The sequence below is a fragment of the Hymenobacter jejuensis genome, from assembly GCF_006337165.1.
GTDB classification, from domain to species: domain Bacteria; phylum Bacteroidota; class Bacteroidia; order Cytophagales; family Hymenobacteraceae; genus Hymenobacter; species Hymenobacter jejuensis.
The window spans coordinates 657245-673723 of sequence record NZ_CP040896.1; the positions used below are offsets into that span (position 1 = coordinate 657245).

Annotated in this window: 14 protein-coding genes; 11 read left to right on the forward strand and 3 right to left on the reverse strand. The window is 54.9% G+C overall.

All coding sequences use genetic code 11. The features are described 5' to 3' along the window. The first annotated feature begins 172 nt into the window (after window positions 1-172). The 5 genes from FHG12_RS02485 (at window position 173) to FHG12_RS02505 (ending at window position 5452) form a co-directional block, all read left to right on the forward strand. A complete protein-coding gene (locus FHG12_RS02485) occupies window positions 173-679 on the forward strand; it encodes a hypothetical protein (protein WP_139514114.1) in 507 nt (168 codons plus the stop codon). A 365-nt stretch (window positions 680-1044) separates the two neighbouring features. Next, window positions 1045-1563, forward strand: a complete 519-nt coding sequence (locus tag FHG12_RS02490; protein WP_230471364.1) for a fasciclin domain-containing protein — start codon at window positions 1045-1047, stop codon at window positions 1561-1563. A 179-nt stretch (window positions 1564-1742) separates the two neighbouring features. After that, the gene (locus FHG12_RS02495; RefSeq protein ID WP_165699283.1) at window positions 1743-3110 is read left to right on the forward strand and encodes a T9SS type A sorting domain-containing protein; all 1368 of its coding nucleotides are present in this window, start codon (window positions 1743-1745) and stop codon (window positions 3108-3110) included. Between the two features lie 239 nt (window positions 3111-3349). Continuing rightward, window positions 3350-4603, forward strand: a complete 1254-nt coding sequence (locus FHG12_RS02500) for a T9SS type A sorting domain-containing protein (protein ID WP_139514117.1) — start codon at window positions 3350-3352, stop codon at window positions 4601-4603. Window positions 4604-4807: 204 nt separating this feature from the next. Continuing rightward, a complete protein-coding gene (locus tag FHG12_RS02505) occupies window positions 4808-5452 on the forward strand; it encodes a hypothetical protein (protein ID WP_139514118.1) in 645 nt (214 codons plus the stop codon). An 87-nt stretch (window positions 5453-5539) separates the two neighbouring features. Here FHG12_RS02505 and FHG12_RS02510 read toward each other — a convergent pair whose 3' ends face one another. Together FHG12_RS02510 and FHG12_RS02515 are read right to left on the reverse strand one after the other, a co-directional pair. Further along, window positions 5540-6442: a universal stress protein gene (locus FHG12_RS02510; protein ID WP_139514119.1), complete on the reverse strand. Its 903-nt coding sequence runs from the start codon at window positions 6440-6442 to the stop codon at window positions 5540-5542. A 234-nt stretch (window positions 6443-6676) separates the two neighbouring features. Further along, complete coding sequence (locus FHG12_RS02515) at window positions 6677-6976, reverse strand: GNAT family N-acetyltransferase (protein ID WP_139514120.1); 300 nt, start codon at window positions 6974-6976, stop codon at window positions 6677-6679. Between the two features lie 320 nt (window positions 6977-7296). On the opposite strand from FHG12_RS02515, the gene FHG12_RS02520 reads away from it, so the two are divergent. From FHG12_RS02520 to FHG12_RS02530, 4 genes are all read left to right on the forward strand, one after another. Beyond that, window positions 7297-7518 carry a hypothetical protein gene (locus tag FHG12_RS02520; protein ID WP_139514121.1) on the forward strand — a complete coding sequence of 74 codons (222 nt, stop codon included), beginning with the start codon at window positions 7297-7299 and terminating at the stop codon, window positions 7516-7518. Between the two features lie 154 nt (window positions 7519-7672). Then, window positions 7673-8497, forward strand: a complete 825-nt coding sequence (locus tag FHG12_RS02525) for a universal stress protein (protein WP_139514122.1) — start codon at window positions 7673-7675, stop codon at window positions 8495-8497. A 57-nt stretch (window positions 8498-8554) separates the two neighbouring features. Next, complete coding sequence (locus FHG12_RS21260; protein WP_262711441.1) at window positions 8555-8686, forward strand: hypothetical protein; 132 nt, start codon at window positions 8555-8557, stop codon at window positions 8684-8686. Between the two features lie 772 nt (window positions 8687-9458). After that, window positions 9459-11810, forward strand: coding sequence for a T9SS type A sorting domain-containing protein (locus FHG12_RS02530; protein WP_230471262.1), 2352 nt, complete (start codon window positions 9459-9461; stop codon window positions 11808-11810). A 58-nt stretch (window positions 11811-11868) separates the two neighbouring features. Here the strand turns inward: FHG12_RS02530 and FHG12_RS02535 are convergent, their stop codons facing one another. Then, window positions 11869-13965, reverse strand: a complete 2097-nt coding sequence (locus FHG12_RS02535; RefSeq protein WP_139514124.1) for a TonB-dependent receptor family protein — start codon at window positions 13963-13965, stop codon at window positions 11869-11871. Between the two features lie 133 nt (window positions 13966-14098). Between FHG12_RS02535 and FHG12_RS02540 the strand changes: the two genes are divergently transcribed. Together FHG12_RS02540 and FHG12_RS02545 are read left to right on the forward strand one after the other, a co-directional pair. Next, window positions 14099-14830 carry a hypothetical protein gene (locus FHG12_RS02540; RefSeq protein WP_139514125.1) on the forward strand — a complete coding sequence of 244 codons (732 nt, stop codon included), beginning with the start codon at window positions 14099-14101 and terminating at the stop codon, window positions 14828-14830. A gap of 274 nt (window positions 14831-15104) precedes the next feature. After that, on the forward strand, window positions 15105-16409 hold the full coding sequence (locus tag FHG12_RS02545) for a dicarboxylate/amino acid:cation symporter (RefSeq protein WP_139514126.1): 1305 nt from the start codon (window positions 15105-15107) through the stop codon (window positions 16407-16409). Window positions 16410-16479 lie beyond the last annotated feature (70 nt).

The window sequence follows — 16479 nt, forward strand, 5'->3', positions numbered from 1 at the left end:
TTTTATAATTTTACCTATAAATAATATAACACATTAACTAATCTTTATTGAATAGCAAATAAAACGATAGCAAGACCAATCCTTTATAAATCATTTTATAATCATCATAAATATAAAGCTTTACGTTATTTCGCATTCACAAACTGCGAAGTGTTTTTTGTATCTATGCAATATGAAAAACTTCTCCTCTTGCTTTGCTATCGGCGCGCTGCTTTTGGGTGTCGCTTGTTCTAAGCCCGGCCCGGACGATGCGGCGCACGACGCAGTGGGTCGCTATGTAAAAACCAATCTGCCCGATCCGGAGAGCTACGAAGTAGTACGGTTCGGACGAAGCACCTCGTTTACGCGCCAAGACTCGGCCGCCCACGAGGCCACGCTCCTGCACGACCACTTGCCGTACTTGGAAGCCGCCGAAGCCCGCGCTCTGGAACAGTACAAAAAAGCGGGCGAGAGCAACAAAGCCAGCTCGTTTTTTGAAACAGAGAAGGCTTACAAGAAAGCTACAGAAGCCAAATTACAGGCCCAGCGCGACGAAAAAGCGCTTACGATGGTCCGGGACACCACACGCCTTGGCACGCTGTTTATGCACACGTACAAGGCCAAGAATAAGTCGGGGGCTGCCGTTGTAGACAGCGCACAGTTCTTGGTGTATAAAAACGGCGCCGTCGAAACGCTTTAACAAGCCCTATAGATAAGTGTTTTATTATAAGCTACTTATGTAATAAGCGAGAAAAACTTCCTCATTGCGCTGGCGGTGGCAATTGGGCTGAGGAGGTGCACTATACTTGACTACACAAGCAAAAGGCCCCGGATACCGCAACGGTATTCGAGGCCTTTTGCTTGTCAACGGATTAGGTGTTCTATTCAGCAGATGAAATATTTTCCTCCCAGCAAAATCCAGACGGCTGAGCTTTGGCGTAGGTGCTTCCAAATTCATTCCATACCACACGTCCCCACAAAATGAAAAAGCACATCCTTTCTACCCTCACGCTGGCCTTGGCCCTTTCCGTCGGTATTACTTCTGCCTCACAGGCCCAAAGCAAGATGAAAGCCAAAGGCACTGACAATGGCATGGGCATGAGCAATACCAGCATGGGCAAGGCCAAAGGCGTCATGGTAGGCGGCGCCCTGATGACCCCCGACAAAGACATCGTCGACAACGCCGTTGGGTCCAACGACCACACGACACTAGTAGCCGCTGTGAAAGCTGCCGGTTTGGTGGAAACCCTGAAAGGCGCTGGTCCTTTCACCGTATTTGCACCTACCAATGCCGCCTTCGACAAACTTCCAGCCGGCACGGTGGCCACGTTGGTGAAGCCTGAGAACAAGCAAACCCTCACGTCCATCCTGACTTACCACGTAGTGCCCGGCCGCCTGACTGCTGCCGAACTTAAAAATGGCCAAGTTTTGACCACGGTAAACGGTGAGAAACTGACCGTTATGAAAAAAGGCAACTCGGTAATGCTGAAAGATGCCAAAGGCGGCATGTCGACGGTTACCATACCAAACGTAATCTCCAGCAACGGCGTAACCCACGTGATTGACACAGTATTGATGCCTTAATTGGCTTACAAACATCGTATTTATAAAAGCCCTTGACTCACTTGAGCCAAGGGCTTTTTTGTGTTTTAGCGGGACTACTACGTCTAGGTTTACAAAAAAGTTGCAAACTGGTATTAAAATATTGCTAGGTTTACGGTCAAATCGATCTCTCTTTAATGCAACAACACTTTTACACACTAATGCAACATTTACAGGTTTCTCTAACACCCTTGCGCTCGTTCGCAAGCGGAAAATGGATTTTAGTGCTGATGCTCTGGCTAGGCTTTTTGGGAAACTCACCACAAGCATGGGCACAATGTAGTAACTGCACTCAGTTAATCACTGGCGATAATAATGGCACACAGGGAGCCAGGAGGAATTTTGCAATAGGTAAAGGCGACGTATTTTGCATCAGCAGTGGAGTTACGTACACTGGCCAGCTGACAGTTAACAGTACAGGAACAGGTGCCACTCCTAGAATCTGTATTAGCTCAGGCGGTTTTAACGGCAGCCTTGTTTTAAATGGCCCGGTAATCATTGACAACAATACCTCTTTCGTTCTCCCCGCAAGCTCTTCCGTTACTTTCCCTACTGGCAGTTCATTTACCAACAATGTTGGTGCTACCGCTTCTTTTAATAACGTTTCCTTCGGCAGTCAAACTACATTAACAAATTCCAGCACCATTACTAGTTCCGGGACTTTCTCCAGCAGTGGAACAATCACCAACAACTACATCATCAAATCCGCTGGTAGCTTTACCAACAGCGGGACTTTAGCAAACCTGTACCTGATCATTGCCAACAGTGGATTCACTAACTCAGGTACCATTACAGGGGTTGTAGCTAGTGATAATGCTAACACAGGCCGTTTTGTAGTTAAGGGAGCTTCTAGTAATTCAGGCAATTTCGGAGTGGGAGCTTCCGGTGGCCGACTAGATTTTTGTGATGCCGAGCCCGGTGCCGGTGGAGGATTTAATTCACAAACTGGCCCTGCTGTAGGTTCTGGCGTATCCTTCTGCAAGGGAACCCTGCCCGTTGAGCTCGTTGGCTTTACGGCCAAAGCCAAAGGCAATGAAGTTGCCTTAAACTGGAGCACTGCCTCGGAAAAGAACAACGCAAAATTCGTGGTCGAGCGCAGCGCCAATGCCGCTGATTTCGAAGCGGTGCTGGAAGTGGCTGGCCGTGGCAATTCTCAAAACACCTCCGTTTATGCCGCTACCGACCAGCATCCGCTGGCTGGCACAAGCTACTACCGCCTCCGGCAAGTTGACCGCGATGGGGCGGCTACTTACTCGTCTGTGGTGAGCGTAAATGCCGCAGGTAAGGCGACGGCGCTCCGCTTGTACCCTAACCCTGCCACCGACCACCTGACATTGGATCTGCGCAACGTTCCCGCTGAGCGGTGCGCCGTGCAGGTACTCAGCCTGACCGGCCGTGTGTTGCAAACCGCCCAAGTAGCCGGGGGCAGCACACCCGAACTCAGCTTAAGTAACTTACCATCTGGAACTTATCTATTGCGCGTGCGCGGAAGCAGCTTCACGCTGGCACAGCGCGTTGTGAAGCTCTAAGTAGAACGAGCAGAACGCATCGGGTACTGGTCACGCTGAGTTTTGAGAAAATTGGACACGCTCTTAAGTACCTTCTAGCCCAGCAACCTACTTTGCAAACACAAAAGCCCCCGGCCTGTTGGCCGGGGGCTTTTGCGTTTGGGTGCAATGAACATGTTTGTTTCTGCAAAATATTTCTATAAATTATTAAAATACTACCAGCAATGTAATCCAACAATTCGCATCCAGTCTATACATTTATGCGCGCCTTTCTCGGTTATCTGCCCTCTTCATCTCCCGTAGCCAATAGAAAATGGCTTGCCGCACTGGCCTTGTCGGTGGGCTGTTTTGGCGAATACTCCACAGCCTGGGCTCAATCTAACAGCCGAACGCAGAATTTTGAGGGGTCTTCCAGCACAGGCTGGGGATATACGGTAAGTGGCAGCGGCGACGGCGGCTTCACCGATGCACTGCACGTGAGTGGCAACTACTCCTTCGGGGTGACCAACGGCACGGGCAACGGCACGGTAAGCAATACGCTTACTTTCGACAACGTGGGCTTCACCGATTTTACCAGCGGCCAGACCAACAAGCTCACCTTCCGGCTGGCGGTTTTGGAAGCGGGCAATAAGGGCGGCCTTGACCAGAACGGCTCTGTGGCCGTGGACGTTAGCACCGACGGCGGCGCCACCTTCACACCCACTATTATTATTACGGGCGCCCAAATCCCAAACGGCGGCAGCGGCCAGACGTTTGATTATGTGCCCATCATCACGTCGATAGCAAGGCCATTTCCGGATGTAGATTTACCAAGGACTTATTTGGTTAACAACAGCCAGAAGCCCAACTCGGTCGGCATCTATTTTGCCACTACCGTTCTGCAGGCCAAAGTACGGATTACGCTTACGGCCAATGCCAAAACCAGCTTACTCATTGACGATGTGACCATTAGCAGTGCCGGGCCGCTGCCCGTCGAGCTGATCAGCTTTACGGCCCGGTCCCGCAACGAGCAAGTAGTGCTGAGCTGGGCCACGGCTTCCGAAACCAATAACGCCCGGTTTGTAGTCGAGCGCAGCCACGACGGCGAGTTGTTTGAGGCGTGGCGGGAAGTAGCCGGCCACGGCACCACGCAGAACCGCTCCAACTACACGATCACCGACGCGCAACCGCTTTCCGGCACCGGCTATTACCGGCTCCGGCAGATGGATTTCGATGGTACGGCTACGTATTCGCCCATTGTTAGCGTAGGAGCCGGCGCCGGGCTTCAGGCACTTCCTACGCTGAAGCTTTACCCTAATCCGGCGGCTGACTTCCTTACGCTTGATTTGCGCAACATCCCTGCCGAGCGCTGCACTGTGCAGGTGCTCAGCCTGACCGGCCGCGTGTTGCAAACCGCCCGAGTCATGAGCGCTAGCTCACCTAAGCTGGATCTGAGCAGCTTACCGGCCGGCACCTACTTGGTCCGCGCGTACGGAAGCAACTTTTGCTTAACGCAGCGCGTGGCAAAGATTTAGTCAATCAATTAATATACAAATACTTATAGTTCACCTTTGATCGGCAGGCTATAGCCACGGCGTTTACAGATTTTCTGGTGACGGCCAACAGATAAGGCCCGTGCCCTACCAAAACTATGGCATTCGTGGCCTTCGCTACGCGTCAGCCGTATAAATCCTTGGTAGCCTCTCTCCTACCCATTTTTCCACTAAATCTCTCAGACCATGATTAAGTACACTGTTTCTGCTTTGGCCCTTTCGCTTGCCCTTTGTACCGCGGCGCAGGCCCAGACCACCAAAACCAGCGCCGACGGCACCAAAACCAAAACCACCGAAGCTGGCATGACCACCAAGGTGAAAAATGACGACAACGGCAACCTCAAGCTGAAAGGCAAAAACGACGAAGGCGCCAAAGTGAAGTCGAAAACCAAGGCTACGAGCGGCTCGATGGGCTCCTCGACGAGCGGTTCGATGGGCTCGGGGTCGATGATGGAAAACAACGGCTCGACCAGCGGCAACAGCACCACAACCCCCGCCGGCTCGATGAGCAACGGCACCATGAACAATGGCAACATGAACTCGTCGGGCACTGCCGCGCCCGTCAAGACCGATAGCGCTTCGGGCTCCGGTACCATGATGAACTCCGGCGCCGGCACGGGCACCACAACTATGCCAGCTGCCACCACGCCTACCACGACCACGCCTGCCACCACCACCGATACCGGCACCGGTACGGGTACCATGAATTCTTCGGGTTCGATGGGCACAATGGACCACGGCACGATGAGCGGCAGCAGCACCGACCAGATGTCGACCAAGACCAAGAAGTCGAAAGACAAGCCGAACAAGACCAAATCGAAGGATATGTAATCCTTTATTAATCAAATATTTATAAAAAAAGCCCGCCGGTACCGGCGGGCTTTTTTTATTAGGAGCAAGAACGAGACAGGTCGGGCCCTACGCCTCCGGGCAGGTAAGCACCGGAATGCGGCTGCTGGCAATGAGGCGGGCGGTTACGCTTGTGTAAAACAGCGCGTCCGAATACGTTTTTTGGCGGGCTACAAACGACAGCATATCGGCGCCTTCGCGGGCCGCCGCGTACCGGATGCCTTGCTCAATGCACGGATAGCGCGAGGTAGACACCGTGTGGGCCACGCCTTCAAGCAAGCCCATGTTCTGGATTTCGTCGGCTACTTCGGCCATCAAGGGCGAGTGTTCGCTGGTGTAGACATGGATGCCAACGACGGCCGGAATCAGCCGCGATAACAGCTGATCGACGTCGCCGGGAGCTTCGGAGAGCAGCATTGGCTCGCTATTCGACACCAACTGGGCGAGCAGCTCCGGCACCAGCCGCGCCGAATGCGGCAGCCGCACGGGAAGCCGGTCGGTGTCGAGCACCACCCGGCGCGGCAAACCGCGGTAGCTGTAGGTCAGGGGCACCACCAGCAGCGGTTGTTGCACCATCCGAATCAGGTGCAGCGCCACACTGGAAGAGGTAGTAGCGGCAGTCGGCTTCTGCGGAAACGCGTTGCCGACCACCGTTACGCTGTTGCCGGTGTGCTCGAGCAGCTGTGGCAAAGAAGGAGCCGCTGCCCCGTACAACACTTCGTAAGTACAGGGCACCTGCTGCTCAACCTGGCGGGCCAGGATCTGGAGCATGTCGGTGGCTTGGGCAGGCGTCGGGGCGGGTGTTGACATGGTCCAGACGCTGCCAACGCCTCGCTCCGCAGCGCTGGGGATTACGTGAATCAGGTTAATGCGCGCCTTCACGTGCTTGGCCAACACCATCGCATACTGCAGTGCATTCGCGGACGTGACCGAGAAGTCAGTCAGGACATTAAAGACTTGTAAAGAAGCCATAAGTGTTATAGAGCGATGTATAGCCGTAGTAATCCATATTCAAAATACGCAGATAACAGGTGCATGTAAATTAACATGGAATTAAAATGAGAATATTTATAATTAATAACTTTCAAGTATATCTATACTGATAAAATATCCTGCATTATTGAGACTTCTGCACTCCTTACAGTCGAAGAAGCCAAACTCCGTTTCTGGCTAAAATCCAATCATGACCTGAGCCCTAGTAGCCTGCTAGCTTGGCCGCGGCTCATGGTCCAGAATATCTTGATATTCAGCGCGATTCTTGCCGACGTAATCGGCCATAAACTCGCAGCTGGTGCGCACCCGCAGGTGATGCTGGCGGGCGTATTGCAACGCTTCTTTCGCCATCGCCTCACCGACGCCCCGGCCCCGCAACTCCTCATCGACGAAGGTATGCGTAAAATCAATTACACTATCGGTGGGGCGCGCATAGGCCAGCTCAGCTTCCTGCCCCTCATAACTGGCGTAAAATGCCTGATCCTTAGCGTTGTGCTTAATCGAAATATCCATGCAATTGGGCAGTTTTAGAAGCGAGGCAAGGCAGACGTTGTATCCGCAAGCGCATTGGCAGACGGCCGTCTTCCAGTCGCATACGCAGTTTCTGCCGGAAAGGCCACCTCTGTTCAACTGATAGCCACAACCGCCGAAATTGCGTAGAAGCTTTTACCTGAGCGATCAGGCCTTGTGTCAACAACCTATGTGCTTTCGATTACGCTCCACTGCTGCGCTAAGCAGTAAATCCAAGGGTAGGCTATCGCTGGCACCTCCGGAAACGACGCCCGCGCTTGCCATCCGGCCCTGCTTTTGAAGATTGTCAAAATTGAATTGTTATGAAAAAACCAGCCAAAAACGCCCCCAAAGCCTCCGCCAAAAACGCTGAAACACCCACCCCCCCGGTACATGCCGAGCACATCGACTCTGCGGCTATGCTGGATGCGGCTACGTACGGCCAGCCCGACGGCCCTACTTCGGGGCCCGACCCGGAAGAGAGCCAAACGGATGAGCTACTGACGCCCGGCTTCAACAACCCCATCGACGACAACAACCGGTAGCCGTCCTAAGCCATTACTAAAGTCCACTCAACCAAGCACTTGAGTGGACTTTTTATGTATAAAGCCTATCTTGGCGGTTTCCCGGCGGCATTACCTCAACCCCCACGCCCGACGCGTATAAGCGGGCAGGCCTGCTTTACTTTGGTTTACTGCGATGGCTCCTTCCCTGCTCGTTCTGACTGATTTTTCGGCCGCCGCCGACCATGCGCTGGCCTATGCCGCCGCGTTGGCCGCGGCCACGCAGGGGCAGCTGGTGCTGCTGCACGGACGGCGCCATTCCATGCTGGATGCCGAGGCTTTCACAGATCGGTTGCAGCACCTGAGCGAAGGTGAGATTGCTGCTGCGCTGGCCGAGCGGGCGCAACGCCAGTCCGTACCGACCATAGTAGAAGCCGCTGGCGACCGGGTGCCCGCGGCCGTAACCGATGCCGTGCGACGGCATGGGTCGTGGCTGGTGGTGTTGGGGAAGCCCGATACCGAATCGGTGCCGGATGCGCTGGTCAGCAGCACGTCGCTGGAGTTGCTGCGAGCGGCTTCTTGTCCACTTTTGGTGGTGCCTGTTGTGGCCAAACACACAGCTGTTCCGCCGCAGCACATCCTGCTGGCTGCCGACGATATGCCGTTGCACATAGCACCGGGCACTGTGGAGGCTTTTCGTAAATTTCTGGAAACCAGCCCGGTTCACTTTACGCTCACTCACGTCGTCGAGCCCGAGGACAACGACTCGTGCGCTACTGCCCTTCAACAGCTGCGAGCTAGCGGCCTCACCGAAGCTGAACAACTTGTACGGACGTATGGCGTCCGGAGCCTACGCCCGGCCGAAGGCATCCGACAAGCAGCCGCCGATACCCACGCCGATTTGTTGGTGTTGCTGGCTCGTCCACACAGTTTTTGGGGGACGCTATTTCATAAAAGCGTTACGGCCGAAGCTGTGCGCCGCAGTCGTATACCGGTGCTGGTATTGCCTACCTTACAATAAATTACAAAACACTACATATCAGCTGTTTATACACACATATGCGAACACACTTATTGTATGATCACCGTCAACCCGCTGCCGGGCACCCACACAGTGATGAACCGCAACCAGTGCGCCGGCGAAACTGCTACAGGAATCACCTTTAGCAGTCCCTTCAACGGTGCTACATTCAACTGGACTTCGATGTGAAGCAGATTGAGAAATCGGGTAGCCGCGGACTAGGCAGAAGCCGGCCGCGTACCGCTTCCAGGTTGCGAGCAAAGAATTGGCGATGGACATGTATGTGGTACGCCTGACTACTGATAAATCCACCCAAACCATGCGGCTGATTATGAATAAATAACAGCGGCTTGGTACACATGAAAAAGGCTGGCAACCGATGGTTGTCAGCCTTTTTCATGTGCAGTTGTAGGATCTTCTTGTCGCCAATGAAAAAGCAGTAAATGGATATAATATAATTAAAACAAGTTATAATGTAATATATTTTATAAAAAATACTGTTCTAAGAAAACTAAAATCTCTATATTATATAACCCGCATATAGCAAGTCACCGAACTGCTTTTTTGTACTTCCCGGTTCAATACCGCACCGTTTGTCAACTGCTTGATTTTGCAATTAGGCTATACCCCACTGCTGGGAACGGCCTCAATAACCCATCTCTCAAATATTATATAAATATTTAATAATCAATCACTTATACAAAACTGATCACACCCTTCAACACCTGCTCCTGCCGTGTCAAGGGTGTTTCTCTGAGCGAGGGTGCTCCGAGCGCCTCGGCTGCGCTTCTCATGCAAGCACAGCCCAGTCTGATCTGTGTGCTGGTAACAGCAATCCTATTTGCGTGCTTGAACTTTTAAAACTGACAAAGCAATGCGAATCCTGTATTTGTTTGTCTTTAAGGCATTTACCTCTAATAGGCGTAGGCCTTGGTCTGACAACCGACTAGCTGTGCTACTGATGTTGCTGCCGTTGCTCCTGCTTACAAACTGGGCTGTAGGACAAGGCAGAGTTTTTGGTACGCCCGGCACGGTGGGCGGGCAATTTGAGGTAGATGGCAACTTCGAAAACAACGGCGCCCCTGACTGGCAAAACGTGCTGAAACTCGGCAGTACCGCCGGGCTAGTGGTGCCGGGCGCAAACCCAGCTACCGGAAGCTTCTGGATTGTCGATGGTAATAATGGCCCGGCCAGTACCCAGCCGGAGCAAGACGTTTTTAAGGGCAACAAAAACAACAACGACGACGACATCAGTGCCGGATCATCCCCTTTCCGCTTCGAAACGGACGGTCGCGGCGCTTCGCCCAACGGCGACCTAACCAACATTTATGGCCATATCGCGCTGATTGAAGGCAAGTTATGGTTTGTGTTTGGGGCGGAGGCCCGGCTGGCCATTGGCGGCACTTACTTCGATTTTGAATACAACCAGCGGGGCATTCGCAAGGAAACTGCCACCGGCCAGCTGATCGGCAACGGCGCGCAGGGCGGTCGGACCGTGGGCGATTTGCTGCTGGTCGTCAACTACAGTTTCGGGCTTTTCCCATCTCTGGCTCTGCGGCGCTGGGAGGCCCAGAGGGCTGGCTACGCATGGTCGGCGCCGCTCCCGTTGCCCGATGATGCCGCTTACGTAACCCTCAACGCCGAGGAAGTAGAAGCAGTAGCATCCAACCGAGCGTTTGCCCGCAACGGGGCGCCATCCAGCACCACCAAGATTTTTCAGTTTGTAGAAGGCGCCATTAACCTAACGGACTTGCACGTGCTGCCGCCCAGCGCTTGCGGCAACAATGCTTCGACCATGCTGGTCAAGACGCGCGCGGCGAATAACTACACCAGTCGCCTCGAAGACTTTAGCCTGTTCAATGTGTCGCTGGGCTCGCTGCTGCCCCCGCCTCTGCTTACCATTCAGGGCAATCCGGTTATCAATTGCCAAAGCCCTGCTAATCAAACAAAACTGATAGCCATTGCCCAACCTGGAACGGGCACGTACGCCTGGAGCACCTCCAATGGCCACATTGTGTCGGGGGCCGATGCCATCAGCGTGGTCGTCGATAGGCCGGGCACGTACAGCGTAACCTTCACCTCGGATCTGAACGGGTGCAGCGCAACCAGTCAGATTCAGGTCAGGGAAGACAAACGGCCGCCCATCGTGAGTGCCGGCCCCGACAAGACCATTACCTGCGCCACCCCCAACGGACAAGTAATGCTGGAAGGCTCGGCCGCTTCGCAATCGGGTGTCGATCTGCTTTTCAGTTATGTATGGGTGGCTTCCAACGGCGGGCATATCGTATCGGGGGCCAATACGGCTACTCCGATTGTGGATGCGGCCGGTACCTACACGCTCACCGCAACCGAACCGGCGCCCAGTGTGGAGCGCCCTGCGCCCGGTAACGGGTGTAGTGCTTCGGACGAGGTAAAGGTGACCAAGGAAGGCAACTTCCCGCCGCTATTGGTGCGCGGACCAACCGTGCTCAACTGTGGCCGAAGCGAGGCTACGCTCTTCGATGAGTTTGTGCTGCAAGCGGCCGGCTCCACTTACACGGTAACTACTTCGAGCGGTCAAATCGTGGTGGCTAACGACCAGACGGGCTTTTTCCGGGTCAATAAGCCCGATACGTATACCATCACCAAAACCTCTCCCGAGGGGTGTAGCAGCCGCCAGCAATTCACGGTAACGGAAGACAAACGGCCGCCCATCGTGAGTGCCGGCCCCGACAAAATCATCACTTGCACTACTCCCAACCGGCAGGTCACGCTGGACGGTTCGGGCGTTTCGCAGTCGCCTTTTGTTGAGGTGGAAAGGCTGACGTTCGCGTGGGTAGCTTCCAACGGCGGGCATATTGTGTCGGGAGCCAATACGGCCAAACCAACCGTGGACGCGGCCGGTACCTACACGCTCACCGTCACGGAGCCATTTTTTGATGGCGGTGGTCGATTTGATGTTCCGGGCAATGGTTGTAGCGCCAGCGATGCCGCCCAGGTGACGCTGCAATGCGCCTCACTAGCAACAACGGCCACCCAGGCCAACCAGCGCGTTTCCCGTGATAATTATCAGCTTATCAATAGTTTACAAGTCTACCCCAACCCCCTTTCAGACAAGGCCATTCTGGAGTTTGCGCTGCCCGACGCGCAACCGTATTCGCTGGAAATATTCGATCTGAAGGGCCGGTTGGTGAGTCGCATCAGCGCGGGGCGGGCCGAAGCTAATCGGGCATATCGCTTCGAGATCGGCGAGAATATGGCGAGTGGCATTTACGTAGCGCGCCTAAAAACCAGGCAATCCGCTGAAAGTCTGCGCATTGTAGTCCATAAATAACATTTCAACCTGCTTACCTCGAAAAAGCCGCTGGCCTTGCCGACGGCTTTTTTATTATTTACCAACGCCATCCCAACTGCACGCCGCCGTAATAGTTGCGGCTCGGCGCCGGCTGAAAATAGCGTCCGCCAAAGGCGTTTAGGTCGTTGCCGAGGCTGTAGTGCCGATTGCCGGCATTTTCGACGCCTGCATAAACATCTGTCTCTAAATGCTTTATAAAAGTACGCCGCCAGCCGATACGCGCCGCGAACGTCCAGTAGCCGGCCGCATAAGCCGTGTTGGCATCGTTGAGCGGAAGGCGGGCTTGGTGGTTGAGCGTGGGGCTGATGTAAAAACCCAGTTGCTGACTGTAGTCGAGGCCTGCGGAGAGCGTGTGCGGAGCCGTGCCGGTAAGGCGATTGCCGCTGTAATCTTGGTCGTTGGAGAGGTAGTGGCCAAAGCGGAAATGGTTGTAGGCGTAGCTGCCCCACAAGCGCAGGCCCGTGGTCCGGAGCGAATCGGTGGTGCGCCACAGCCAGCCGCTGGCGGCCGCCTCGAGGCCGCGCTGCCGTGTGGAGCCGGAGTTGAAGAACACGCTGGTACCCAAGTCGGTAGTGCGCGTCACGATGGTTTGCTTCAGGCGAAAATCAAACAGTGCTACATCTAACGTGAGGCGATTCTGCAACAAGTTGCCGCGTGTGCCCACTTCGAAGCTTGTGCCGCGCTCGGCCTGCAAGCTGCGGTTGAGGCTGCCGTCGGAAGGCCGGATTTCTTCGTCGGTAGGCGGCGAAAAGCCGGTGCTCACGCTGGCGTAGGCCGATATTTGAGCGGTCAGTTCTTTCAGCAGTGCCACTCGTGGCGATACCTGCGGCCGAAAATCGCGTTCGAAGCGGTAATTCTCGGGCTGGGCCGCGGCATCCGAAGCCCGCTCGATGCGGTAGCGCAAGCGGTTGTAGCTCGCGCCTACCGTGACCAAAAACCCGGCTGGCAACTCGTAGTCGGCCTGCGCAAAACCAAAGCCCGTGCCCGTCCGGATTTCGTCGTCGTAGCGCAGCGCGCCGGGCACGCCGCCGCGGTTTTGGTAATTGCGGGAGTTTTCAAAGCCGCTCTGAAACTCGCCGCCCGCTGTCAGGCGCAGCGTACGACCGAAAAGCGTACTGCGGTAGTTAAATGCCGTGCGCCCGCCCCATCCTACCAAGGTATTGCGTTCATAATCAATTAAATATGGTGTTTTGACAAAACTACCCGAAGTATAGAGCGTAGTTTTGTTAGTGAAGCGATCGGTGAAGCGGTACTCGTGGCTCAAACCCAGCAAGGCTGCGCGCGAGCGGTAAGCAGCGCGTTGCGCCACCGTACCCGGCGCCGTGGCTGTGCCGGGGCGCGCTTGCCGAGGGTTTTGCTCAAACTGCGCCCGCGTGAGGCCGCCGGGCAGCTGATAATCGAGGTCGGTGTAGAGCAGGTGCGCGGCTACCGTTTGCTTGCTGGAGGGCGAAAACTCCCCGTCGAGGGCCAGCACATCGCGCCGCAGGGCGCTTTGCTGCCGGTAGCCGTCCACGGATTGGTGCGCGTACTGTGCCCGCACAAAACCCTGAGCCGACCCGCTTTCGGCCACCACGGTATAGCGCCGCAACCCGTAGCTACCCACGGTAGCACCTACCTGCGCCCGCGCTTCGCCGGCCAGTGGCCGCCGGTTGCTGAGTAGCACCACGCCGCCCGTGCCCGCGCCGTACACACTGCCGGCCGGACCTTTGATTACTTCGATGCGCCCGATTGTGGCCGGGTCGAGTAGGTTGAAAGGGGTGCTGCCGCTGGCTTCGGTGAAGGGGATGTCGTTGTAGTACGTCTTGACGTTGCGCACTCCAAACGGCGAACGCAACGTGCTGCCTCTCACACTGATACGATAGCTCGCCGTGGCTCGCTCTTCGAGCCGCACGCCGGGCAGCGTGTTTACGGCCTGCGTCAACGAGGTTTGGCTGAATCGGTTGATTACCTGCGCATCAATCACGCCCACGGCCGCCGCCGTGCGCCGCAGCGGCAGGTTTTGCCCGTACCCGACTACCGTAGCTTCGGGCAGCGTAATGACGCGGGCGGTGTCGGGGGAAGCTGGCGTACGGTTTTGGGCGTGCAGCGGAAGTTGCAGCAGCAGTAGAAGCGGCAGGCAGTAGCGGTAGGGCATGAACAAGCGAAGAGGTCGTTGTGCCTAACTGCAAATCGGCAAGAGAAGTTGTGGAGATACAGCGCTTTCCCGCTGCACCACAAGCCCTATATTGAATGGATAATAGATAACGCCCTTCAGCCGTTCGCTTTCTATGCATACTCTCCGCCGCCACCGTCGCAAGCTGCTATTTCCACCGGGGCTGCTGGCGCTTGGGTTTGTGCTGTTGCTGGGTTGCATGCAGATAGCCAAACAGTCCCATTTACACCTTTATTCAGTATTTCAATTCACGTTACCGCCGCTCCATCCCACTTTTCCTGGGGAGGAGATGCCTGTTTATCTACCACAAGAAAAATTAAACAGGTTTCGCAATTGGGATGATATTGTAATAAATGGAAATCACACCCACGATTCTCTTGCGCTTCTGACAGCTTACAGCTTAACCTCAGGCTATCAACAAGATACAGCGCATGCAAGAGGGTTGCGTGTGTACTTTACTGATAAAGCCCGGTATGGTAGCTTAGTTCGTTTATTTGACATAATGAATATCAATAGCATGCAGAAGTATTGGCTTGATATTCGACGGGCCCCCACAGCCTTTTATGCCTTTACCGACCGGCGTTCTCCCTATAGTGATTCCGTCAAGCGTAGCAAGGATTCGCTGCCAATAATTTCCTGTGGTAGATCTGGCTATCACTTCACCCCAAAGCCACTTTCAATTTGGGATCGTTTCGACAACTGGACTAATTCGTTTTGGGAGCTAGCTACTTGGCAGCCTTTGTACGATTCAGCCTGGCGAATATCAATCTATCTGCTTCTACTTATTGCTGCGGTATCCGTTTGGAAAATGGTCAAATCTGACATTGGCCTGGCATCGCGGCCTTAAATCAGCATTTCTCTCACTTGTGCGTCATGCAGAGCGTGAGCGAAGCATCTCTACTGGTTAGTAACTCAACGAAGCGGCAGAGATGCTTCGCTCACGCTCTGCATGACCGCCTTTTTGGCATCGCCGCCTTTAAAAGTGCTTAGAAGCCACACCAGCGCTGTGTGTTCATCAGGCGCGCTTCGCGCTTAATCTTTAGCTTTAGCCATTATCAAGCGCACGGCGTACTTCCGGCTGGGGCGGCGTACTTTGTTGCTCCTTTTGCTCGGTCTTCTGCATGAAAAAACTCTCTTCTAACCTCACGTTTCAGGTTCTTACGGCGATCACGCTGGGCATTGTGGTCGGCAGCTTGTTCCCCACGTTTGGGGCGGCGCTCAAGCCCATCGGCGACACGTTCATCAACCTGATCAAGATGCTCATTGCGCCCATCATTTTCCTGACCGTGGTGCTGGGCATCGGCAGCATGGGCGACATGAAAAAGGTGGGGCGCGTGGGCGGCAAGGCGCTGCTGTACTTCGAAATCGTGACGACGTTGGCCCTCGTAATCGGCATCACGGCCGCCAACCTGGCGCAACCCGGCGTGGGCATCGACGCGCGGGCGTCGGTAGCTACTCAAACGGCCACGCAGGCCGCCGAAGCCTCCAAATACACAGCGCAGGCCAGCGAAATGAACTGGGTGGAATTTTTTACCCACATCGTGCCGCACAGCGTGGTTGGGGCGTTTGCCGAAGGCGACGTGCTGCAAGTCTTGCTGTTTGCGGTGTTGTTTGGCGTGGCCGTGGGGCGCATTCCGCGGCAGTACAGCGAGCCGCTGATGCAGACGTTCTCGCGCCTGTCGCACGCGACGTTTGGGGTGCTGGCGCTGGTGATGAAGCTGGCGCCGCTGGGGGCGTTTGGCGGCATGGCCTTCACCATTGGCAAGTACGGCATTGCCACGCTGTTGCCGCTGGGCAAGCTGATGCTGGTGGTGTACCTAACCATGTTCCTATTCATTTTCGTGGTTCTGAACGCGGTCATGCGGTTTTACGGGCTCAGTTTGTGGCGCTATCTGGGCTTTATTCGCGAGGAAATTTTGCTGGTGCTGGGCACTTCGTCGTCGGAATCGGCTTTGCCGCGCATGATCGACAAGATGGAGCGCTACGGCTGCTCGCGGTCGGTGGCGGGGTTGGTGATCCCGACGGGCTACTCGTTTAACCTCGACGGCACTTCCATCTACCTCTCCATTGCGACTATTTTCCTGGCGCAGGCTTTCGGCATACAACTCCCAATCAGTCAGCAGCTTACCATAATCGGCATTTTGATGCTGACTTCGAAAGGCGCGGCGGGCGTGACGGGTTCGGGCTTTATTGTGCTGGCTTCTACGCTGGCGGCTACCAAAGTCATTCCAGTGGAAGGCGTAGCTCTTTTGCTCGGAGTTGATCGGTTTATGTCGGAGGCGCGGGCCATCACCAACGTGATCGGCAACGGCGTGGCCACGCTCATCATCGCCAAAAGCGAGAACGAGTTTGACGAAGCTAAGCACCAGTTGGCCCTCCAGGGACTTTCGGTGCCGGAAGAAGAAACGCTGGAAAAAGTGGCCTAAACGCAGGCTACGGGAGCTTCTGTCGCTCAAAAAACGTTTTGGCAAGCAGATGATGTGCTAAGGCTTTTGC

Bases quoted from the DNA above. Each gene is read 5' to 3' on its own strand.
- FHG12_RS02490 (WP_230471364.1), top strand. From the start codon at position 1,045: ATGAAAGCCAAAGGCACTGACAATGGCATGGGCATGAGCAATACCAGC.
- FHG12_RS02515 (WP_139514120.1), bottom strand. From the start codon at position 6,976: ATGGATATTTCGATTAAGCACAACGCTAAGGATCAGGCATTTTACGCC.
- FHG12_RS02545 (WP_139514126.1), top strand. From the start codon at position 15,105: ATGAAAAAACTCTCTTCTAACCTCACGTTTCAGGTTCTTACGGCGATC.
- FHG12_RS02520 (WP_139514121.1), top strand. From the start codon at position 7,297: ATGAAAAAACCAGCCAAAAACGCCCCCAAAGCCTCCGCCAAAAACGCT.
- FHG12_RS02535 (WP_139514124.1), bottom strand. From the start codon at position 13,965: ATGCCCTACCGCTACTGCCTGCCGCTTCTACTGCTGCTGCAACTTCCG.
- FHG12_RS02500 (WP_139514117.1), top strand. From the start codon at position 3,350: ATGCGCGCCTTTCTCGGTTATCTGCCCTCTTCATCTCCCGTAGCCAAT.
- FHG12_RS21260 (WP_262711441.1), top strand. From the start codon at position 8,555: ATGATCACCGTCAACCCGCTGCCGGGCACCCACACAGTGATGAACCGC.
- FHG12_RS02510 (WP_139514119.1), bottom strand. From the start codon at position 6,442: ATGGCTTCTTTACAAGTCTTTAATGTCCTGACTGACTTCTCGGTCACG.
- FHG12_RS02495 (WP_165699283.1), top strand. From the start codon at position 1,743: ATGCAACATTTACAGGTTTCTCTAACACCCTTGCGCTCGTTCGCAAGC.
- FHG12_RS02530 (WP_230471262.1), top strand. From the start codon at position 9,459: ATGTTGCTGCCGTTGCTCCTGCTTACAAACTGGGCTGTAGGACAAGGC.
- FHG12_RS02485 (WP_139514114.1), top strand. From the start codon at position 173: ATGAAAAACTTCTCCTCTTGCTTTGCTATCGGCGCGCTGCTTTTGGGT.
- FHG12_RS02525 (WP_139514122.1), top strand. From the start codon at position 7,673: ATGGCTCCTTCCCTGCTCGTTCTGACTGATTTTTCGGCCGCCGCCGAC.
- FHG12_RS02505 (WP_139514118.1), top strand. From the start codon at position 4,808: ATGATTAAGTACACTGTTTCTGCTTTGGCCCTTTCGCTTGCCCTTTGT.
- FHG12_RS02540 (WP_139514125.1), top strand. From the start codon at position 14,099: ATGCATACTCTCCGCCGCCACCGTCGCAAGCTGCTATTTCCACCGGGG.